General features: G+C 69.4%; 14 protein-coding genes. 7 read left to right on the top strand and 7 right to left on the bottom strand.

Going from position 1 to position 16,342, the window contains the following annotated elements:
* From GT007_RS01170 to allE, 6 genes are all read right to left on the bottom strand, one after another.
* Positions 1 to 1,230: an efflux RND transporter periplasmic adaptor subunit gene (locus GT007_RS01170; protein WP_160119723.1), complete on the bottom strand. Its 1,230-nt coding sequence runs from the start codon at positions 1,228 to 1,230 to the stop codon at positions 1 to 3.
* Entirely contained in the window at positions 1,227 to 2,696 is a 1,470-nt protein-coding gene (locus GT007_RS01165) for an efflux transporter outer membrane subunit (RefSeq protein WP_160119722.1), read from the bottom strand. Before GT007_RS01165 ends, GT007_RS01170 begins: the two co-directional genes overlap by 4 nt.
* Positions 2,697 to 2,803: 107 nt before the next feature.
* Positions 2,804 to 5,407, bottom strand: coding sequence for a hypothetical protein (locus GT007_RS01160; protein ID WP_160119721.1), 2,604 nt, complete (start codon positions 5,405 to 5,407; stop codon positions 2,804 to 2,806).
* 173 nt (positions 5,408 to 5,580) lie between these two features.
* Positions 5,581 to 5,976 carry a Zn-ribbon domain-containing OB-fold protein gene (locus GT007_RS01155; RefSeq protein ID WP_160119720.1) on the bottom strand — a complete coding sequence of 132 codons (396 nt, stop codon included), beginning with the start codon at positions 5,974 to 5,976 and terminating at the stop codon, positions 5,581 to 5,583.
* Entirely contained in the window at positions 5,976 to 7,139 is a 1,164-nt protein-coding gene (locus tag GT007_RS01150; RefSeq protein ID WP_160119719.1) for a thiolase domain-containing protein, read from the bottom strand. Before GT007_RS01150 ends, GT007_RS01155 begins: the two co-directional genes overlap by 1 nt.
* Before the next feature lie 260 nt (positions 7,140 to 7,399).
* Positions 7,400 to 8,179 (bottom strand): (S)-ureidoglycine aminohydrolase, encoded by a 780-nt coding sequence (gene allE, locus GT007_RS01145; protein ID WP_160119718.1) that lies wholly within the window; start codon positions 8,177 to 8,179, stop codon positions 7,400 to 7,402.
* Positions 8,180 to 8,255: 76 nt separating this feature from the next.
* Between allE and GT007_RS01140 the strand changes: the two genes are divergently transcribed.
* The 4 genes from GT007_RS01140 to GT007_RS01125 are packed head-to-tail and all read left to right on the top strand — an operon-like array spanning position 8,256 to position 11,830.
* Complete coding sequence (locus GT007_RS01140; protein ID WP_160119717.1) at positions 8,256 to 8,819, top strand: TetR/AcrR family transcriptional regulator; 564 nt, start codon at positions 8,256 to 8,258, stop codon at positions 8,817 to 8,819.
* 1 nt (position 8,820) lies between these two features.
* Positions 8,821 to 9,903: an efflux RND transporter periplasmic adaptor subunit gene (locus GT007_RS01135; RefSeq protein WP_160119716.1), complete on the top strand. Its 1,083-nt coding sequence runs from the start codon at positions 8,821 to 8,823 to the stop codon at positions 9,901 to 9,903.
* Complete coding sequence (devC, locus tag GT007_RS01130; RefSeq protein ID WP_236571430.1) at positions 9,903 to 11,138, top strand: ABC transporter permease DevC; 1,236 nt, start codon at positions 9,903 to 9,905, stop codon at positions 11,136 to 11,138. Before GT007_RS01135 ends, devC begins: the two co-directional genes overlap by 1 nt.
* Entirely contained in the window at positions 11,138 to 11,830 is a 693-nt protein-coding gene (locus GT007_RS01125; protein WP_160119715.1) for an ATP-binding cassette domain-containing protein, read from the top strand. The genes devC and GT007_RS01125 overlap by 1 nt, the downstream gene beginning before the upstream one ends.
* On the opposite strand, the gene GT007_RS01120 is transcribed toward GT007_RS01125, so the two are convergent.
* Positions 11,802 to 12,356, bottom strand: a complete 555-nt coding sequence (locus GT007_RS01120; protein ID WP_160119714.1) for a GNAT family N-acetyltransferase — start codon at positions 12,354 to 12,356, stop codon at positions 11,802 to 11,804. The two genes, GT007_RS01125 and GT007_RS01120, sit on opposite strands and share 29 nt — an antisense overlap.
* Before the next feature lie 98 nt (positions 12,357 to 12,454).
* Here GT007_RS01120 and GT007_RS01115 point away from each other — a divergent pair, with 98 nt between their 5' ends.
* From GT007_RS01115 to GT007_RS01105, 3 genes are all read left to right on the top strand, one after another.
* A complete protein-coding gene (locus GT007_RS01115; RefSeq protein ID WP_160119713.1) occupies positions 12,455 to 14,035 on the top strand; it encodes a GMC family oxidoreductase in 1,581 nt (526 codons plus the stop codon).
* A 78-nt stretch (positions 14,036 to 14,113) separates the two neighbouring features.
* Positions 14,114 to 15,112, top strand: a complete 999-nt coding sequence (locus GT007_RS01110; protein WP_236571429.1) for an amino acid ABC transporter substrate-binding protein — start codon at positions 14,114 to 14,116, stop codon at positions 15,110 to 15,112.
* Positions 15,113 to 15,358: 246 nt separating this feature from the next.
* On the top strand, positions 15,359 to 16,333 hold the full coding sequence (locus GT007_RS01105) for an amino acid ABC transporter substrate-binding protein (protein WP_236571428.1): 975 nt from the start codon (positions 15,359 to 15,361) through the stop codon (positions 16,331 to 16,333).
* The last annotated feature ends 9 nt before the right edge of the window (positions 16,334 to 16,342 follow it).

The raw sequence follows: 16,342 nt of genomic DNA, 5'->3' as shown, positions 1-16,342 counted from the left end.
CTACAGGCCCATGCGCGGCGGCGGGCGCACGCCGCTGGAGGCGCCGGAGGCGCTGCCGTCGCCGGTCACCACCCGCTCCCCCTCGCTCAGGCCGGAGCGGATCTCGGCGCGGATGCGGTTGTTCAGCCCTACCTCCACCTGGCGGACGGAGACGCTGCCGTCATCGGCCAGCACGCGCACGGCCTGCTGGCCGCCCGGCGCGCGGATGATGGCGGAGGAGGGGATCAGCACCACCCCCTGCGCCCGGCCCAGCACGATGTTCACCTGCGCCGTCATGTAGGTGCGCAGATAGCCATCCGCGTTCGGCACGTCGAAGCGGCCGTAATAATAGATCGCCTGCGAGGAGGAACTGCTGCTGGAGGAAGACGAGCTGGAACCGCTGCCCGCGGAGGAGCTGGAGGAGATGCTGCTGTCGCTGGTGATGGATTGCGGCGCGGGGTCGATGCTGGCCAGCCGCGCCTGGAAGCGCCGCTGCGGGTTGCCCAGGATGGTGAAATACACCTGCTGCTCCGGCCGCACCCGCACCACATCAGCCTCCGAGATCTCGGCGAAGACCGTCATGGTCGAAACGTCGCCCAGCACCACCATGGTGGGGGTGGTGGTGTTGGCGTTCACCGTCTGGCCCTCCTGCGTCACGATCGCCAGCACCGTGCCGTCGGCGGGGGCCGTGATGCGGGTGTAGCCCAGGTTGACCCGCGCCGTTTCCACCGCGACCTGGGCCGCGATGATCTGCGCGTCCAGCGCCGCGATCTGCGCGCGGGTGGCGGTCAGCGTGGCCTGGGCGGTGTCGTAGTCGGCCTGGCTGGTGGCGCGCTGGTTCAGCGTCAGCCGTTGGCGGGCCAGGGTCTGTTCGGCCAGCACCAGGTTGGCAGAGGCCTGCTCCCGCTGGGCGCGGACATTGGCCAGGTTGGCCTCCGCGGTGCGCAGCGCGTTCTGCTGCGTCATGCTGTCGATCTGGGCGATCAGTTCGCCGGCCTTCACCGTCTGACCCAGCCGCACCGCCAGGGAGGTGACGCGCCCCGACGCCTGGGACCCCACGGCGACCAGCCGCACGGGCTTCAATTGCCCGTTGGCCAGCACCGTCTGCTCGATATCGCCCGTGGTGGCGGCGGCGCTGAGCAGGGTGGGGGCGGCGGCCGGGCGCAGCCGGTCCCGGTACAGCCACACGCCGCCGGCGAGGGCCAGGATCAGGAGCAACGCGACAAGGCCGCGCCGGAGCAGTTTCCTCATGGTGCGATGGTCCTGAGCCTGGGGCCCGTGGCGGTATCCACCACTTCGGGCCGGCTGGTGTCGATCTCGCCGTCCCAGCCGCCGCCCAGCGCCTTGTTCAGCGCCACGAAGGCGCTGACGACGGCGATGCGGCTTTGCAGCAGGGAATCCTCGGCGGTGAACAGGGTGCGCTCCGCGTCCAGCACATCCAGGAAGCCGGTGGCACCGGTCTGGAACAGGGTGCGGGAGAGGCGGGCGGCTTCACGCTGGGCGGTGACGGTCTCGGTCAGGCGCTCCACCCGCTCCCGCTGCTGGGCGAGGGTGACGAGCGCCGTCTCCACATCCTGCAACGCCGAGAGCACGGCGGCGCGGAAGGCGACGTAATAGCGGTCGCGCTGGGCCTCGGCCTGGCGCACGGCGGCGGCCAGCTGTCCGCCGCTGAAGATGGGGATGTTCAGCGTGGGCCCGAAGGACCAGCTGAGCGCCGAATTCCGCGCCAGATCCCCCATCCGCGCCGCCGAGACCGAGAGCGTGCCGCTGACGCTGATGGAGGGGTAACGCTGGGCCTCCGCCTGGCCGATCAGCGCCGTGGCCTGGGCCAGCTGGCGCTCGGCCGCGCGCAGGTCCGGCCGGGCGCGCAGCAGGTCCCCGGGCACGCCGGTTGCGGTGAAGCGCCGGGGCTCCGGGATGGGCCGGGGCGTGTCCAGCCGGGGGGCAAGAGCCGCCGGCGGCTGGCCGAGCAGTAGGCCCAGGCTGAACAGGCTGGTGGCGTAGCTGATCTCCAGCGTGGGGATGCCGGCCTCGGTCGAGGCGGCGGTGGCCGTGGCGCGGGCCACATCCAGCGCCGAGGCCGAGCCCGCCTGATACAGCGAGCGCGTCAGCGCCGCCGTCTGCCGCTGCGAGGCCGCGGTGCGCCGCGTCAGCTCCAGCCGCGCCTGATAGCCGCGCAACTGCACGTAGTTGGACGCGACCTCGCCCACCAGCGTCAGCGTGACGGAGCGCAGGTCGTTCTCGGCCGCCTGCAGGCCGAGATCGGCGGCCTCCAGCGCGCGGCGGTTGCCGCCGAACAGGTCCGCCTCCCACCCCGCGTCGAAGCCAGCCTGGAACTGGCTAGCGGTGCGGGTGGTGTTGGTGGTGGTGCTGCCTGTGCGGCTGCGCGTGGCCGAGGCGCCGCCGGCCAGGCTGGGCAGCAGCAGGGCGGCCTGCTGGCCGCGCGCGGCCCGTGCCTCACGGATCGTGGCGCTGGCTGAGGCGACGTCGAGATTGCCGCGCATCGCTTCCTCGATCAGCGCATCCAGCAGCGGGTCGTTCAGCAGGTGCCACCAATTGGCCAGCGGTGCCTCGGGCTCGGTGGCCTCGGGCGCGGGGGCAGGGCGGGCGCTGGCCCAGCGCGACGGCAGTTCCAGGCGCGGCAGCGCGTAGTCCGGCCCCACCGAACAGGCCGGGAGCAGAAGCGCCGCCAGCAGGGCGGGAAGGCGGCCGTTCATGGCCGCGGCGCCGGGAATGAGTGCGATGACATGTAGCGCCTTCATAGCGCCTCAGCCGGGCTTATGCGCTTTCATCGCGTGAACGAATTGCAACAAACGGTAAGATGCTACGCGAACACGAAATCCGAGGCCTGGATGTCCGTGACGTTGTAGAGAAAGATATCGTTGTCGCCGTAGCGCAGGGCGGTGTTGCCTCCCGCCACGGTCACGCTGAGCTGGGAAAAGCCGGTCACGCCGCTGCCGACCATGTAGAGCTTGTCGCCCTCCGCGCGATGGAAATCCGAGATCTGGTCATGCCCCCAATCGGGGATGTTGAAGACGAACAGGTCGGCGCCGCCATAGCCGTACAGGATGTCGTCGCCCCGGCCGCCATCCAGCACATCATGGGCGTTGGAGCCCCAGAGGATGTCATTGCCGCCGCGCCCGTCCAGCGTGCTGCCGATCAGCGGGTTGGCGACCAGGTTCTCCCCGCCATCGCTGCCATGGACCAGGTTGGCGGTGCCGGCCAGATAGACCACCTCGATGTTCGGGGAGACCCAGTAGCCGCTGACCGAGACCCAGGCGGTGTCGTAGCCCTCGTCGGGCTGTTCCACGATCACGTCGCCCAGGTCGTCCACGATGTAGTGGTCGTTCCCGAGGCCCCCCACCATGAGGTCATTGCCCGGGCCGCCGCGCAGGATGTCGTTGCCGTCATGGCCGATCAGCGTGTCGTCGAACACGCTGCCCCACAGCACATCGTCGCCCGAGCCGCCTTCCAGCCGGCTGCCGAACAGCGGGTTGGCGACCAGCTGCTGATAACCCTCCGAGCCCAGCAACACGGTCGCGGTGCCGGCCAGCCGGCCGATCTCCACATTCACCGGGACAGTCCAGCCATCGACCGTGACCCAGGCGGTGTCGATGCCCTCATCGGGGTTTTCGATGAAGCGGTCGCCCAGCTGCGCGACCACGGCCTGGTCGTTGCCCAACCCGCCGATCATCGTGTCGTTCCCGGCGCCGCCGCGCAGGATGTCGTCCCCCGCGCCGCCATCCAGCACATCGCCATTCGGGCCGCCCCACAGCACGTCGTCGCCGCCGCCGCCATGCAGCGTGCTGACCAGCAGCGGGTTGGCCACCAGCTGCACCGGGGTGGAGCCCGCGCCCAGCGAGGTACCGGTGCCGAACAGCCGCCCGATCTCGACGAAGGAGGGCAGGGTGTAGTCGTCGGCGCTGGACCAGACGGTGTCGGTGCCCTCGTCCTCATTCTCGATCACGCGGTCGCCGGGGGCATCGACCACATACTGGTCGTTGCCGGTGCCCCCGATCATCACGTCGCTGCCCGGCCCGCCATACAGGATGTCGTCGCCCGGCCCGCCCTCCAGCCAGTCATTGCCGTCCTCGCCCCACAGCGCGTCATCGCCGGCCAGGCCGTACAGGTTGTCGGTCTCACCGCCGCCCACCAGCGCGTCATTGCCCGCGGTGCCGTATTGGGTGCCGCGCGGCGCGCCGATCTCGGCGCCGAACACGTCCTGCACCGCGTTGCTGTCGCCCGTGACCAGATCGGGCGCCGTGGAGGCGAAGGCCACCGTCAGCCCATCCGCGCTGATCGCCGAATGGGTGGATTCCCCGAAGCCCGGCGCGCCGGTCGTGGCCACCGAGATCAGCGTCAGCTCTCCGGTCAGCAGGTCCTTGCGGAAGATGTCGGCCGAGACCGGCCGGTCATCGGCGGCGAAGGTGCTGGCGAGCGAAGTGAAGGTGACATCGCGCCCATCGCCCGAGATATCGGCGTCATAGCTGTCGCCATTGCCGGCGATGCCGCTGCCGGTGGCGCTGACCAGCACCACGGCGCCCGTCAGCACATCCTTGCGGTACACATCCATCGCGCCATTGGTGTCGCCGGCCAGCAGCGCCGCCTTGGTGGCGAACACCACATAGCGCCCATCGGCGGAGATGGCGGGCTTCAGCGTGCCCTCGAAGCCGCCGCCCATCTCCTCGCCATTGGCGCCCTCGGTCACGCGGATCAGCGCGCCGGTCAGCATGTCCTTCAGGAACACGTCGTCGCGGGAATTGGTGTCGCTGGCGATCAGGTTGGCGGCATTGCTGTCGAAGACGACATAGCGGCCATCGGCCGAGATGGCCGCGCGGTTCAGCGCGCTGCCATTGGCCTGCCGCGCATCGGCGGTGAGGGAAACCAGGCTGATCTGGCCCGTCACCATGTCCCGCAGGAAGACGTCGATCAGCCCGTTGCCGTCGCCCGCCACCAGGTCGGACGCGGCGGAGAGGAAGGCGACATACCGCCCATCCGCGTTCACCGCCGCGCCGTAGGAGACCGAATTGGCCGCCACCCCCAGCGTGTTGAGGGAGACCAGCAGCACCGCGCCCGTCACCATGTCCTTGCGGAAGATGTCGGCGAAGCCGTTGGCGTCCGCCCCCGCCAGGTTGCTGGCCAGGGAGGTGAAGACGACATAACGCCCGTCACCGCTGACCGCGGCCCCGAAGGAGGCGCCATTCGCCTCCACCCCGGTGGCGGAGGCCGAGACCCGTTCCAGCGCGCCGGTCGAGCGGTTCTGCCGCCAGATGTCGGTCACGCCATTGCCATCGGCCAGCGAAGGGTTCGTGGCATCGGACTGGAAGACCAGATACAGCCCATCCGACGACAGGTCGGCATAGTCGCTGCCATCATTCAGCTGCTGCCCGGCGGAGGCCAGGGACCGGCGGGCGAGAGTGACCGTCATGCACAGCATCCTGCGTGGCTGGCCCGATGCCGCCGCGCGTTCTGCCCGGCTCTACCACCTATGCGTGTATCATGGCGGGAGTCTCGCGTTTTTGGAAGGGCGTTGTTCCTGTTTTGTTTGAAATCGGCCCATAAAAAAGGGCGGGATCGCTCCCGCCCTGATCATTGTGCCCTTCAGGCCGGCACGAACATCGGCATCGGCGCGCCGCCATTGGTCGGCTTGAACACCACCTTCACCTTCTGGCCGATCTTCACTTCGTCCAGGTCGGTGTCGACGATGTTGGTCATGATGGTCACACCCTCGGATAGCGTGACATAGGCCAGGCAGTAAGGCTCCTTGCCGCGCTGGACGGACCAGGAATAGATCACGCCCTCACCCTTGCTCTCCACGAACTCGACGTTCGAGGACAGCGTGTAGGGCGAGGCGCCGCGCGGGTAGAAGAAGTGCTTGCCGGTGTCCTTGCACAGGCCGATCAGCAGCTTGCCTTCGCGCGCCGCGTCGAAGAACGGCTTGTTGTCCGGGTCCTCGTTCGGCGGAGCGGGGATGCGGTTGAAAGCGGGAGTGGGCATCACACAGCCTCCAGGATGACGGTGCCGCAGCCATGGCGGGTGCACAGGCTGCCGCCCTTGCCGTTCGCCAGTACCAGGTCATGGTTCTTCACCTGCACGGCCGGGTGCGCTTCGCCACGCGCCTGGCGCACGGCCTCGATCACCTTGGTCATGCCGCCGCGGTTGGACGGATGGTTGTTGCACAGCCCGCCGCCATCCGTGTTGAAAGGCAGCTTGCCCACGCCCGAGATCAGGTTGCCATCGGCCACGAAGCGGCCGCCCTGGCCCTTCTCGCAGAAGCCCAGATCCTCGAGCTGCACGATCACGGAGATGGTGAAGCTGTCATAGATCGAGGCGTACTTGATGTCGGAGGGCTTCACCCCCGCCATGCCGAACGCCGTCTTGCCCGAGAGCACGGAGGCCGAATAGGTCAGGTCCACCTGGCCGGCCATCTGGTGCTTCACATGCTCGCCATAGCCGCGAACCTTGACCAGCGGGCGCTTCAGCTTCCGCGCGATTTCCTCACGCGCCACGATGATGGCGCCGCCGCCGTCGGAGATGACGCAGCAGTCGAGGCGGTGCAGCGGGTCGGCGATCATGGGCGAGTTCACCACATCCTCGACCGTGACCACCTTCGGCAGCATCGCGTGCGGGTTGTACTGGGCGTGGGTGCTGGCCGCGACCTTCACCCAGGCCAGCTGCTCGCTGGTGGTGCCGTATTCGTACATGTGCCGCTGCGCGACCATGGCGTGCATGGTGGCGATGGTGCGGCCATAGGGCAGCTCGAACGGCTCGTCGGGAACGCCCGAGCCGGCGCTGCGCACGGCGGTGCCGGTCTGCATGCCCTCGGCGCGCGGGCGGCCGGCGAGCGTGATCAGGATGACATTGGCCTTGCCCTGCTTGATCATGTCCGCCGCGTGGCCGACGTGGATCACGTAGGAGGAGCCGCCGGTGTCGGTGCTGTCCACGTAGCGCAGCTTGCGCAGGTTCATGTACTCGACCATCGACAGCGGGCCCATGCCCGGTGCGTCGCCGGCACACATGTAGCCGTCGATGTCATCGACCGTCAGGCCGGCATCCTGCAGGGCGCCATAGGCGACCTCGGCGTGCAGCTGGGCGGTGGACTTGGTTTCGGCCTTGCGGGTCGGGTGCTCGAAGGCACCCACGATGTACGCTTCGGTCATCGTGCATTCCTTGCTGGCATGATTTCCTCCTCAGTGTGATGCCGCAGCCTTGTCCGAGGAAAGCCGCGCGTCAACCGGGGGAAAGAAACAGCGCACAGGTTTGCGCAATTTCCAGGGCCTAGCGGCCGGCCGAAGGGCATCCCGGCGCCCGACCGACCGTCCGGCATGGCTGATGAACTTGTCCTGCAAGGCGGAATCGGAGCAGGGGGGCGATCCCGCCCCCCGACCGGACGGTCAGGCAGGCCCGCCGGTTGGCTGCCTCAGAACTCCACGTCCCGGTTCACGTCCTTGTACAGCAGGTACTCGGCGGGGGCCCAGCCGGTGGCGTAGAACTGCTGCGGCACATAGGGGCCCATCCAGATGAAGTCGCCCTCCCAGATCTCATGCCAGTCGCGGCCCAGCAGCTGCAGCCCCTGGCCGTTCAGCATGTACAGGCCGTGCTCCATGATGTGGGTCTCCACGCAGTGGAAATGCGTGCCCTGCCCGAAGCCCATGATGTTCATCTCGAAATCCATGGACATCTCGCCGGGGGTGCCCAGCAGGAAGTAGCGCCAGCGGCCGTTCACATCCTCACGCGGGGCCTGGTCGCGGTGGCCGAACTTGCTCTTGGGGTAGGGCACGCCCTTCAGGGCGGCATAGGGCTTCTTCACCCACAGCGCGCGCGCCTGCTCTCCGGCGCGGTTGCGGAAGGACAGCTTCGTGCCTTCGGGCGCATAGGCGTAGCCGCCCGGGGTCAGCGTCTGCTTCTTCTTGCCCAGGGTCACGTCCAGCTCACCCGACAGCACATACAGGAAGTGCTGCAGCCCGTCCTCGATCGGCTCCAGCGTGCCGCCGCCGGGGGCGACCAGCAGCATCGCCTCGGCGAAGCGCGCGCCCATGCGCGGCGAGGTCATGAAGCGCAGGATGCAGCGCTCCAGGCCCGGCAGGAAGGAATCCATGATCCCGATCGGCGGGAAGATGGCGTAGTGGGGCGTCAGATGGGCGCGGTTGTGGCCGATGACACCGGGTGGGACGGGGGGCTGTGCGGGGGCTTGGCTCATCGTCTCTCTATGCCGTGAACCATCGGGGCTTGCGAGTCCGCTTGAACTGTACCGTCCGGACGGTATATCAGAGCCCATGCTCCTCACCCCCCGCGAGAACGACACGCGCAACCGTGTGCTGGACGCGGCGGAGCGCATCGTCCAGCATCGCGGCGTGCCCGCCCTGACGCTGGCCGCCGCCGCGCGGGAGGCCGGGGTCTCCAAGGGCGGGCTGCTGTATCATTTCGCCAGCAAGGAGGCATTGTTGCGCGGCATGATCGAGCGGCTGGCGCAATGCTTCCGCCAACAGTTCGAGGCCGTGCTGGCCACTGTGCCGGAGGGGCCGGGCCGTGTCGCCCGCGCTGTCATCGCCTGGCATTTCGGCATCGAGCGCGCCCAAGTGCAGGAGGCCGAGCGCTCGGCCGCCATTTTCCTGGCGGCGCACCATCATTTCCCGCAATTGCTGGACCCGGTGCGGCGGATCGCGGAGCTGATCCGCGAGCAGCTGCGCCATGACGGCCTGAAGCCCGGCCGCGCGCTGGCCGTGATGGCCGCCTGCGACGGGCTGTTCCTCAACCACGTCTTCGGCATGTACCGGCCGGAGGGCGAAGACATCGCGGCGCTGCACGAGACGCTGCTGAACCTGCTGGAGCCCGCCTGAGATGAAGCGATCGCTGCTGATGATCCTGCTCGCCGTGGCGGGTGCCGGGGTGGGGGCCGGGGCCACCTGGAAACTGACCGCGCAGGAACCCGGCCGCCCGCCCGGCCCGCCGCCGGCGCCGCCGGTCATCTCCCCCGCGGCGCGCGGCCTGCAGGGGCCGGGTGTGGGCGCGCTGGGCCGGGTGGAACCGCAGAGCCGCATCCGCCGCCTGGCGGCCCCCGGGGGGATGAACCTCAACCGCCTGTCGCGCCTGCTGGTGGCCGAGGGCGATGTGGTGCGGGAGGGCCAGCTGCTGGCCGAATTCGCCGATGCGTCCTTGAAGGATGCCGAGGTGCTGCGCGCCGAGGCCGCGCTGACCGAGGCGCGCGCCAATCTGGAACGCACCATCGCCGCCGGCCGCCCCAGCGAGATCGCATCCCAGCGCGCGCGCATCGCCAGCCTGACCGCGCAGGAGGAGAACGCCCGGCGCGAGGCCAGCCGCAGCGACCGGCTGCTGCCCTCCGGCGCGGGGGCGGAGGCGGTGGCCGAGCGCAACCGCTATGCCGCCGCCCGTGCCGCCGCCGACCGGGCCGAGGCCCAGGCGGCGCTCGAAACCCTCTCCTCCGCCCGGCCCGAGGACATCCAGCTGGGCGAATCCCGCGTGGCGAGCGCCGAGGCCACGCTGGCCAAGGCCATCGCGGATGCCGCGCTGTCGCGCGTCTATGCCCCCATCGCCGGCACCATCCTGCGCATCCTGGCCCGCACCGGCGACCAGGTGGGCAATGACGGGCTGCTGGAAATGGCGGACCTGACGCGGATGGATGTGGTGGCGGAGGTGTACGAGACCGACGTGCCGCGCCTGTCGGTCGGCCTGCCCGCCGAGATCCTGGTGCCCGGCGAGCCCCGGCATTTCACCGCCACCCTGCGTGAGATCGGCTGGCAGATCCGCCGCACCACCCAGGCCGGCACGGACCCCGTGGCCGCAGTCGATGCCCGCACGCTGGAAGTGCGGCTGACCCTGTCCGAGGATGCGCGGGTGGCGCTCGCGCGGCGCAGCAACATGCAGGTGCAGGTGGCGATCCGCCCGCCGGAGCGCGCGGACTGATGGATCATATCGGGCGGCCCGATCCAGTGCCGCTTTCCGACGCGGACCATCCGGCCCGGCCGCGCGCCGGCGCCATGGATGCGCTGGGCCTGGCGCTACGCTTGGCCTGGCGGCAGCTGCGTTCCGACCGTGCCAGGCTGATGACCGCGGTGGCGGGCGTGATGTTCGCCTGCGTGCTGGTCTTCATGCAGCTGGGCTTCAAGGGCGCGCTGTTCGACAGCGCCACCAACCTGCTGAACTCCATGCGCGCGGACCTGTTCCTGATGCACCCGATGACGGAGGCGAGCTTCCGCCCCGAGCACATCCCCCGTGCGCGCGCCTGGCAGGCGCTGGCCGATGCCGATGTGGCGCAGGCGGTGCCGATCTACATGGCCCAGGCCTCCATGCGGAACCCGGAGAGCGGCCGGCGGCGCACGGTGCAGGTGATCGGCCTGGACGTGACGGCGAACGCCGTGCGGTTCGAGGGGCTGGCGCCGCTGACCGCCGCGCTGACCCGCCCCGACACCTTCGCCTTCGACAACCGCTCCCGCCCCGAATTCGGCCCGGTGGGAGAGATGTTCGCGGCCCATGGGCCCTTCCGGGTGCAGATCGGCACCCGGATGTTCGAGCTGGTGGGCATGATCGACATCGGCCCCAGCTTCGGCGCGGACGGCAATGCGGTGATGAGCGAGGTGAATTTCCGCCGCATCTTCTCCCGCGATCCGGCGCAGACCGATCTGGTGGCGCTGCGCCTGCGCCCCGGCGCCGATCTGGGCGCGGTGCAGGCCCGGCTGCAGGCGCTGCTGCCCGATGACGTGCTGGTGCTGACCCACCCCGAACTGGTCGCCGCCGAGCGCGCCTATTGGGAGAACGGCACGCCGATCGGCTTCATCTTCCTGTTCGGCTCGGTGATGGGCCTCGTGGTGGGGATGGTGATCGTCTATCAGATCCTGTTCGCCGATATCGCTGGGCACCTCAGCGAATACGCCACGCTGAAGGCCATGGGGTATTCCAACCTGTATCTGTCGGGCGTGGTGCTGGGGGCGGCGATCATCCTGGCGGTGATCGGTTTCATCCCGGGCTTCGTCACCTCCCTGTTCCTGTACGACGTGGTGGCCAAGGGCACCTTCCTGCCGCTGGGCATGCCGGTGGAGCGCGCGGTGGGCGTCTTCGCGCTGATCTTCGGCATGTGCTTCACGGCGGGGCTGCTGGCCATGCGCAAGCTGCGCGATGCCAACCCGGCGGACATGTTCTGATGGAAGCGCCGCTCGACCTGTCCAACGTCACCTTCAGCTATGGTGATGGCGAGTTGCGCCGCCAGGTGCTGAAGGATGTCTCGCTCTCGGTCGCGCCGGGGGAGATCGTGCTGCTGACCGGCCCTTCGGGTTCCGGCAAGACCACGCTGCTGACGCTGATCGGCGCGCTGCGCGGCATGCAGGAAGGCAAGTGCCGGGTGCTGGGCCAGGAATTGCTGGGCGCCGGAGAGGCGGATCGCGTGCGGCTGCGCCGGCGCATCGGCTTCATCTTCCAGAACCACAACCTGCTGGGCTTCCTGACCGCGCGGCAGAATGTGGCGATGGCGCTGGAACTGCATGGCGGGCTGAACGACACCGCCCGGCTGAAGCGCGCGGGTGAGATGCTGGCGGCTGTGGGCCTGGCCGACCATGCGGACAAGCGCCCGTCCCAGCTTTCGGGCGGGCAGCGGCAGCGCGTGGCGGTGGCCCGCGCGCTGGTGGCCGAACCCGGGCTGGTGCTGGCCGATGAGCCGACGGCCGCCCTTGACCGCGCCTCGGGGCAGGAGGTGGTGCACCTGCTGTCCGACCTCGCGCGGCGGCGCGGCACGCCCATCCTGCTGGTGACGCATGATCCGCGCATCCTGGACATCGCCGACCGCATCGTGGCGATGGAGGATGGGCGCATCATCCAGGCGGACGCGGCGGGGCATTGAGGCGGTAGAGCAGGTGTTCCCGCAGCGGGTGGCCCTCGGCCAGGCGCGGGTGCTGGAACCGGCCATCGGCGCGCATGCCGAGCCTCTCCATCAACCCCCAGGACCGTTCGTTGGCGGGCACGGTGAAGGCCACGATCTCCTTCAGGCCCAGCGGCCCGAAGCCATGGGCCAGCGCGGCCCGGGCGGCCTCCCCGGCATAGCCCTGGCGCTGATGCGCCGCCATGAAGCGCCAGCCGATCTCGACCGGCGGGTCGGCGGGATCGGCCCAGGGGATGGCGGGCCACAGGATGCGCACCAGCCCGCATAGCCCGATGACGCCCGGGGCCTCCCGCCGCTCCACTGCCCAGAAGCCATAGCCATCGCGGGCGATGCGCAAGGTCATGCCATCCAGGAATGCATCGGATTCCGCGCGGGTCAGGGTGGCGGGGAAATGGCGCATCACCTGCGGGTCGGCGTTCATGGCGGCGAGGGCGGGGCGGTCTTCCTCCCGCCAGGGGCGCAGCCTGAGGCGTGCTGTCTCGATCATGGGCACAGCCTATCCTGGCGCGGCCGCTTCGGGCCATGCCCCATGCTTGTGCCGTGGCGGGGCAGGGGCATCATGGCGGCAACGGACGGAGCGGTGGGATGGAGTGCGATTTTCTGGTGATCGGTGCCGGTTCGGCGGGGGCGGTGCTGGCCAACCGGCTATCGGCCAACCCCGCCCACCGCGTAGTGCTGCTGGAGGCCGGCGGGCCGGACCGCGACCCGCTGCTGCGCATCCCCGGCGCGGTCGCCCGCAACGTGAAGGCGCCGCAGCACAACTGGAACTATTTCAGCGAGCCGGAGCCCGAGCTGAACGACCGCCGCATCTTCTGCGCGCGCGGCAAGGTGCTGGGGGGCTCCAGCAGCATCAACGGCATGATCTACATCCGCGGCCATGCGCGCGATTACGATTACTGGCGCCAGGCCGGCTGCGTGGGCTGGAGCTATGACGATGTGCTGCCTTATTTCCGCAAGTCGGAGGCCAATGAACGCGGCGCCGACACGTATCACGGCGGCGACGGGCCGCTGACGGTCACGCTGGGCCGCCCGGTGCCGCCGGTCTGCGAGGCCTTCCTGGAGGCCGCCCGCGCCGAGGGTTTCCGCGCGCCCGTCGATTTCAACGGCGAGAGCCAGGAAGGCTTCGGCCATTACGACACCACCACCCGCGACGGCCTGCGCTGGAGCACGGCGCGCGCCTTTCTCGACAGCGCGCGGTCCCGCCCGAACCTGACTATCCTGACCCGCGCCGAGGCCGAGACCCTGACCTTCGACGGGCTGCGCTGCACCGGCGCGCGGGTGCGCCAGGGCGAGCGCGCCATCGACATCCGCGCGGTGCGGGAGACGGTGGTGAGCGCCGGCGTGTTCAACTCGCCCAAGCTGCTGATGCTGTCGGGTATCGGCGATGCGCGGGCCCTGCGGGAGCTGGGGATCGAGCCCCTGCTGGACCGCCCCTCGGTGGGGCGGAACCTGCAGGATCATCTCTCCTACCGGCTGGGCTATGCCTGCATCGGGCCGGTCACGGCCTATGCCCACACGCGGCCGCTGCGCGGGGCCTGGGCGGTGCTGCAATTCCTGTTCCGCCGCAAGGGCATCCTGACCAACACGCCGTTCTCCACCGGCGGGTTCTTCGCCTCCGAGCTGGGGATGGAAGTGCCCGACATGCAGCTGGGCATGGCGATCGGGCTGATGCCCGATGTGGGCAACCTGCCGACGCGGGAGGGCTTCACCCTGACCGTGCGCCAGGGCCGCCCGGCCAGCACGGGCGAGGTCACGCTGCGTTCCCGCGATCTGGCCGAGGCGCCGGTCATCCGCCCGCGCTACCTCAGTGACCCGCATGACCTGACGGTGCTGCTGCGCGGTGTGAAGCGTATCCGCGCGCTGATGGAAAACCCCGCGATCCGGCGTCTGGTCTCCGAGGAGTTGCTACCAGGGCCGGGGGTCGTGGACGATGCGGGGCTGATCGCCAGCATCCGCGAGATCGCCAGCACCACCCATCATTTCATCGGCACCTGCCGGATGGGCGGCGACGAGGCCAGCGTGGTGGACCCGCAACTGCGGGTGCGGGGGCTGGGCGGGCTGCGGGTGGCCGATGCCTCCATCATGCCAATGCATATCAACGGCAACACCAACGCCGCCTCGATCATGATCGGGGAGAAGGCGTCGGACATGATCCTGGCCGCCTGATTCCGCTTGCTGCTTCCCCGAACGCTCGTGATGCTGCGGGCGGAATCGGGAGACGGAAGAATGCTCAGGATACTGGCTATGGCCGCGTTGGGCCTGGGGCTGCTGGCGGCGCCCGCGCGCGCGCAGAACACGCTGGATGCGGTCCGCGCGCGCGGCACGCTGAATTGCGGGGTGAACACCACCACCCCGGGCTTCGCCACCATTGATTCGCGCGGGCAGTGGGTGGGCATGGTGGCCGACCTGTGCCGGGGCATGGCGGCGGCCATCTTCGGCGACGCCACCAAGGTGCGCTTCGTGCCGCTGACCTTCGCCACCCGCTTCACGGCGCTCGGCGCCGGCGAGGTGGATGTGCTGACGCTGACCAGCACCCACACAGTGCTGCGCGACACCACGCTGGGCATCCGCTTCACCACCAACTACTTCTACGACGGCCATGGCTTCATGGTCCGGCGCAGCGTCAACGCGCAGCGCGTGCGCGATCTGGCGGGGGCCAGCATCTGCATCCTGCAGGGCACCACCAACGAGCAGATCACCACCGAATACTTCCGCGGCCTGAACCTGCAGATCAGCCCGGTGCTGTTCGCCGAGCAGGACCAGGTGGTGCGCGCGCTCGAATCCGGCCGCTGCGATGCCTATGGCATGGATGCCTCGGGCCTGGCCGCCGCCCGCGCGGGCCTGACCAAGCCCGACGATTGGGTGATCCTGCCCGAGCGCTTCAGCAAGGAGCCCTACACCATCGTCACCCGGCGCGGCGACGAGAACTGGTTCGACATCGTGCGCTGGTTCACCTTCGCGCTGATCGAGGCGGAGGAGCAGGGCGTGACCGCCGCCAATGCCGAGCAGATGCGCGCCAGCAGCACGGACGCCAATGTCCGCCGCCTGTTGGGAGCCTTGCCCGAGGTGGGCCAGGCGCTGCGGCTGGACCCGAACTGGGCCTACAACGCCATCCGCGCCATCGGCAATTACGGCGAACTGTATGAGCGCCATTTCGGCCCCGCCACGGCGGTGGCCATGCCGCGCGGCCAGAACGAGATCTGGACCCGGGGCGGCTTGCTCTACGCGCCGCCCTTCCGTTGATTGCCTGACAAAGAAGAAAACGCATCTTCTTTTGGCAGAAAACCGCTTCCCGGTGCTGAAGCATGGGCCGGGAGGCAGGAACTTCACGGGCGGGACATGCCACAAGGCTTGACCCGCCCCACCGCGCCCGCCTTCACTACTCGCGGGAAAACGCCGGCTCGTGGTCGAGACTGGAACAACAGGGAGATATTCATGATCAAACGGAGCCTCATGGCTGCCGGCGCTGCGGTTTGCGCGCTGTTCGGTATGGTTGCCCCCGCCTCGGCGGGGCCGACCCTCGATGCCATCCGCCAGCGCGGCCAGTTGGTCTGCGGCATTCCCACCGGCGTGGCGGGCTTCGCCCAGCCGGACAGCCGGGGCGTGTGGCAGGGGTTGGACGCGGACCTGTGCCGTGGTCTGGCGGTGGCGATCTTCAACGACCCCACCAAGGTGCGCTTCTCGCCGCTGTCCTCCTCCACGCGCTTTACGGCGCTGGGCTCGGGTGAGGTGGATGTGCTGTTCCGCACCTCGACCCAGACCATGCTGCGCGACACCACGCTGGGCCTGCGCCATGTCACCACCTATTTCTACGATGGCCATGGCTTCATCGTGCGCGCCGACAGCGGCATTCGTCAGGCGCGGGAACTGCGCGACGCGACGATCTGCCTGACGCAGGGCACGACGAATGAGCAGGTGACGGCGGACTACTTCCGCTCCGTCAACGTGCCGTTCCGCCCCGTGCTGTTCGAGCGTCTGGACCAGATCATCCCGGCGCTGCAATCGGGCCGCTGCGATGCCTTCGGCACCGATGCCTCCCAGCTGGCCGCGACCCGTTCCGTGATGCCCAACCCGCGTGACTGGGTGATCCTGGACGAGCGCTTCAGCAAGGAGCCCTACGCCGCCTATATCCGCCGTGGCGACGACGACTGGTTCGACGTTGTGCGCTGGTACACCACCGCGCTGATCGAAGCCGAGGAGCAGGGCGTGACCGCCGCCAATGCCGAGCAGATGCGCGCCACCAGCACCAACGCCAACACCCGCCGCCTGCTGGGCGTGACGCCGGAGCTGGGCGAGAGCATCAAGCTGGATCGCAACTGGGCCTATAATGTCATCCGCGCCCTGGGCAATTACGGCGAGATCTATGAGCGCCACATGGGCGAGCGCACGCCGGTGAACCTGCCACGCGGGCCGAACCGCCTGTGGACCCAGGGCGGGCTGCTCTACGCCCTGCCGATGCGCTGACGCGGCTGG

This window comes from Rhodovarius lipocyclicus (genome assembly GCF_009900765.1).
Lineage (GTDB): Bacteria > Pseudomonadota > Alphaproteobacteria > Acetobacterales > Acetobacteraceae > Rhodovarius > Rhodovarius lipocyclicus.
The sequence above is the reverse complement of the archived record's forward strand: the minus strand, read 5'-3'. Positions and strand labels throughout refer to the sequence as shown.

Bases quoted from the DNA above. Each gene is read 5' to 3' on its own strand.
- GT007_RS01110 (WP_236571429.1), top strand. From the start codon at position 14,114: ATGGCCGCGTTGGGCCTGGGGCTGCTGGCGGCGCCCGCGCGCGCGCAG.
- GT007_RS01105 (WP_236571428.1), top strand. From the start codon at position 15,359: ATGGTTGCCCCCGCCTCGGCGGGGCCGACCCTCGATGCCATCCGCCAG.
- GT007_RS01170 (WP_160119723.1), bottom strand. From the start codon at position 1,230: ATGAGGAAACTGCTCCGGCGCGGCCTTGTCGCGTTGCTCCTGATCCTG.
- GT007_RS01120 (WP_160119714.1), bottom strand. From the start codon at position 12,356: ATGATCGAGACAGCACGCCTCAGGCTGCGCCCCTGGCGGGAGGAAGAC.
- GT007_RS01155 (WP_160119720.1), bottom strand. From the start codon at position 5,976: ATGCCCACTCCCGCTTTCAACCGCATCCCCGCTCCGCCGAACGAGGAC.
- GT007_RS01115 (WP_160119713.1), top strand. From the start codon at position 12,455: ATGGAGTGCGATTTTCTGGTGATCGGTGCCGGTTCGGCGGGGGCGGTG.
- devC (WP_236571430.1), top strand. From the start codon at position 9,903: ATGGATCATATCGGGCGGCCCGATCCAGTGCCGCTTTCCGACGCGGAC.
- allE (WP_160119718.1), bottom strand. From the start codon at position 8,179: ATGAGCCAAGCCCCCGCACAGCCCCCCGTCCCACCCGGTGTCATCGGC.
- GT007_RS01150 (WP_160119719.1), bottom strand. From the start codon at position 7,139: ATGACCGAAGCGTACATCGTGGGTGCCTTCGAGCACCCGACCCGCAAG.
- GT007_RS01140 (WP_160119717.1), top strand. From the start codon at position 8,256: ATGCTCCTCACCCCCCGCGAGAACGACACGCGCAACCGTGTGCTGGAC.
- GT007_RS01165 (WP_160119722.1), bottom strand. From the start codon at position 2,696: ATGAACGGCCGCCTTCCCGCCCTGCTGGCGGCGCTTCTGCTCCCGGCC.
- GT007_RS01125 (WP_160119715.1), top strand. From the start codon at position 11,138: ATGGAAGCGCCGCTCGACCTGTCCAACGTCACCTTCAGCTATGGTGAT.
- GT007_RS01135 (WP_160119716.1), top strand. From the start codon at position 8,821: ATGAAGCGATCGCTGCTGATGATCCTGCTCGCCGTGGCGGGTGCCGGG.
- GT007_RS01160 (WP_160119721.1), bottom strand. From the start codon at position 5,407: ATGACGGTCACTCTCGCCCGCCGGTCCCTGGCCTCCGCCGGGCAGCAG.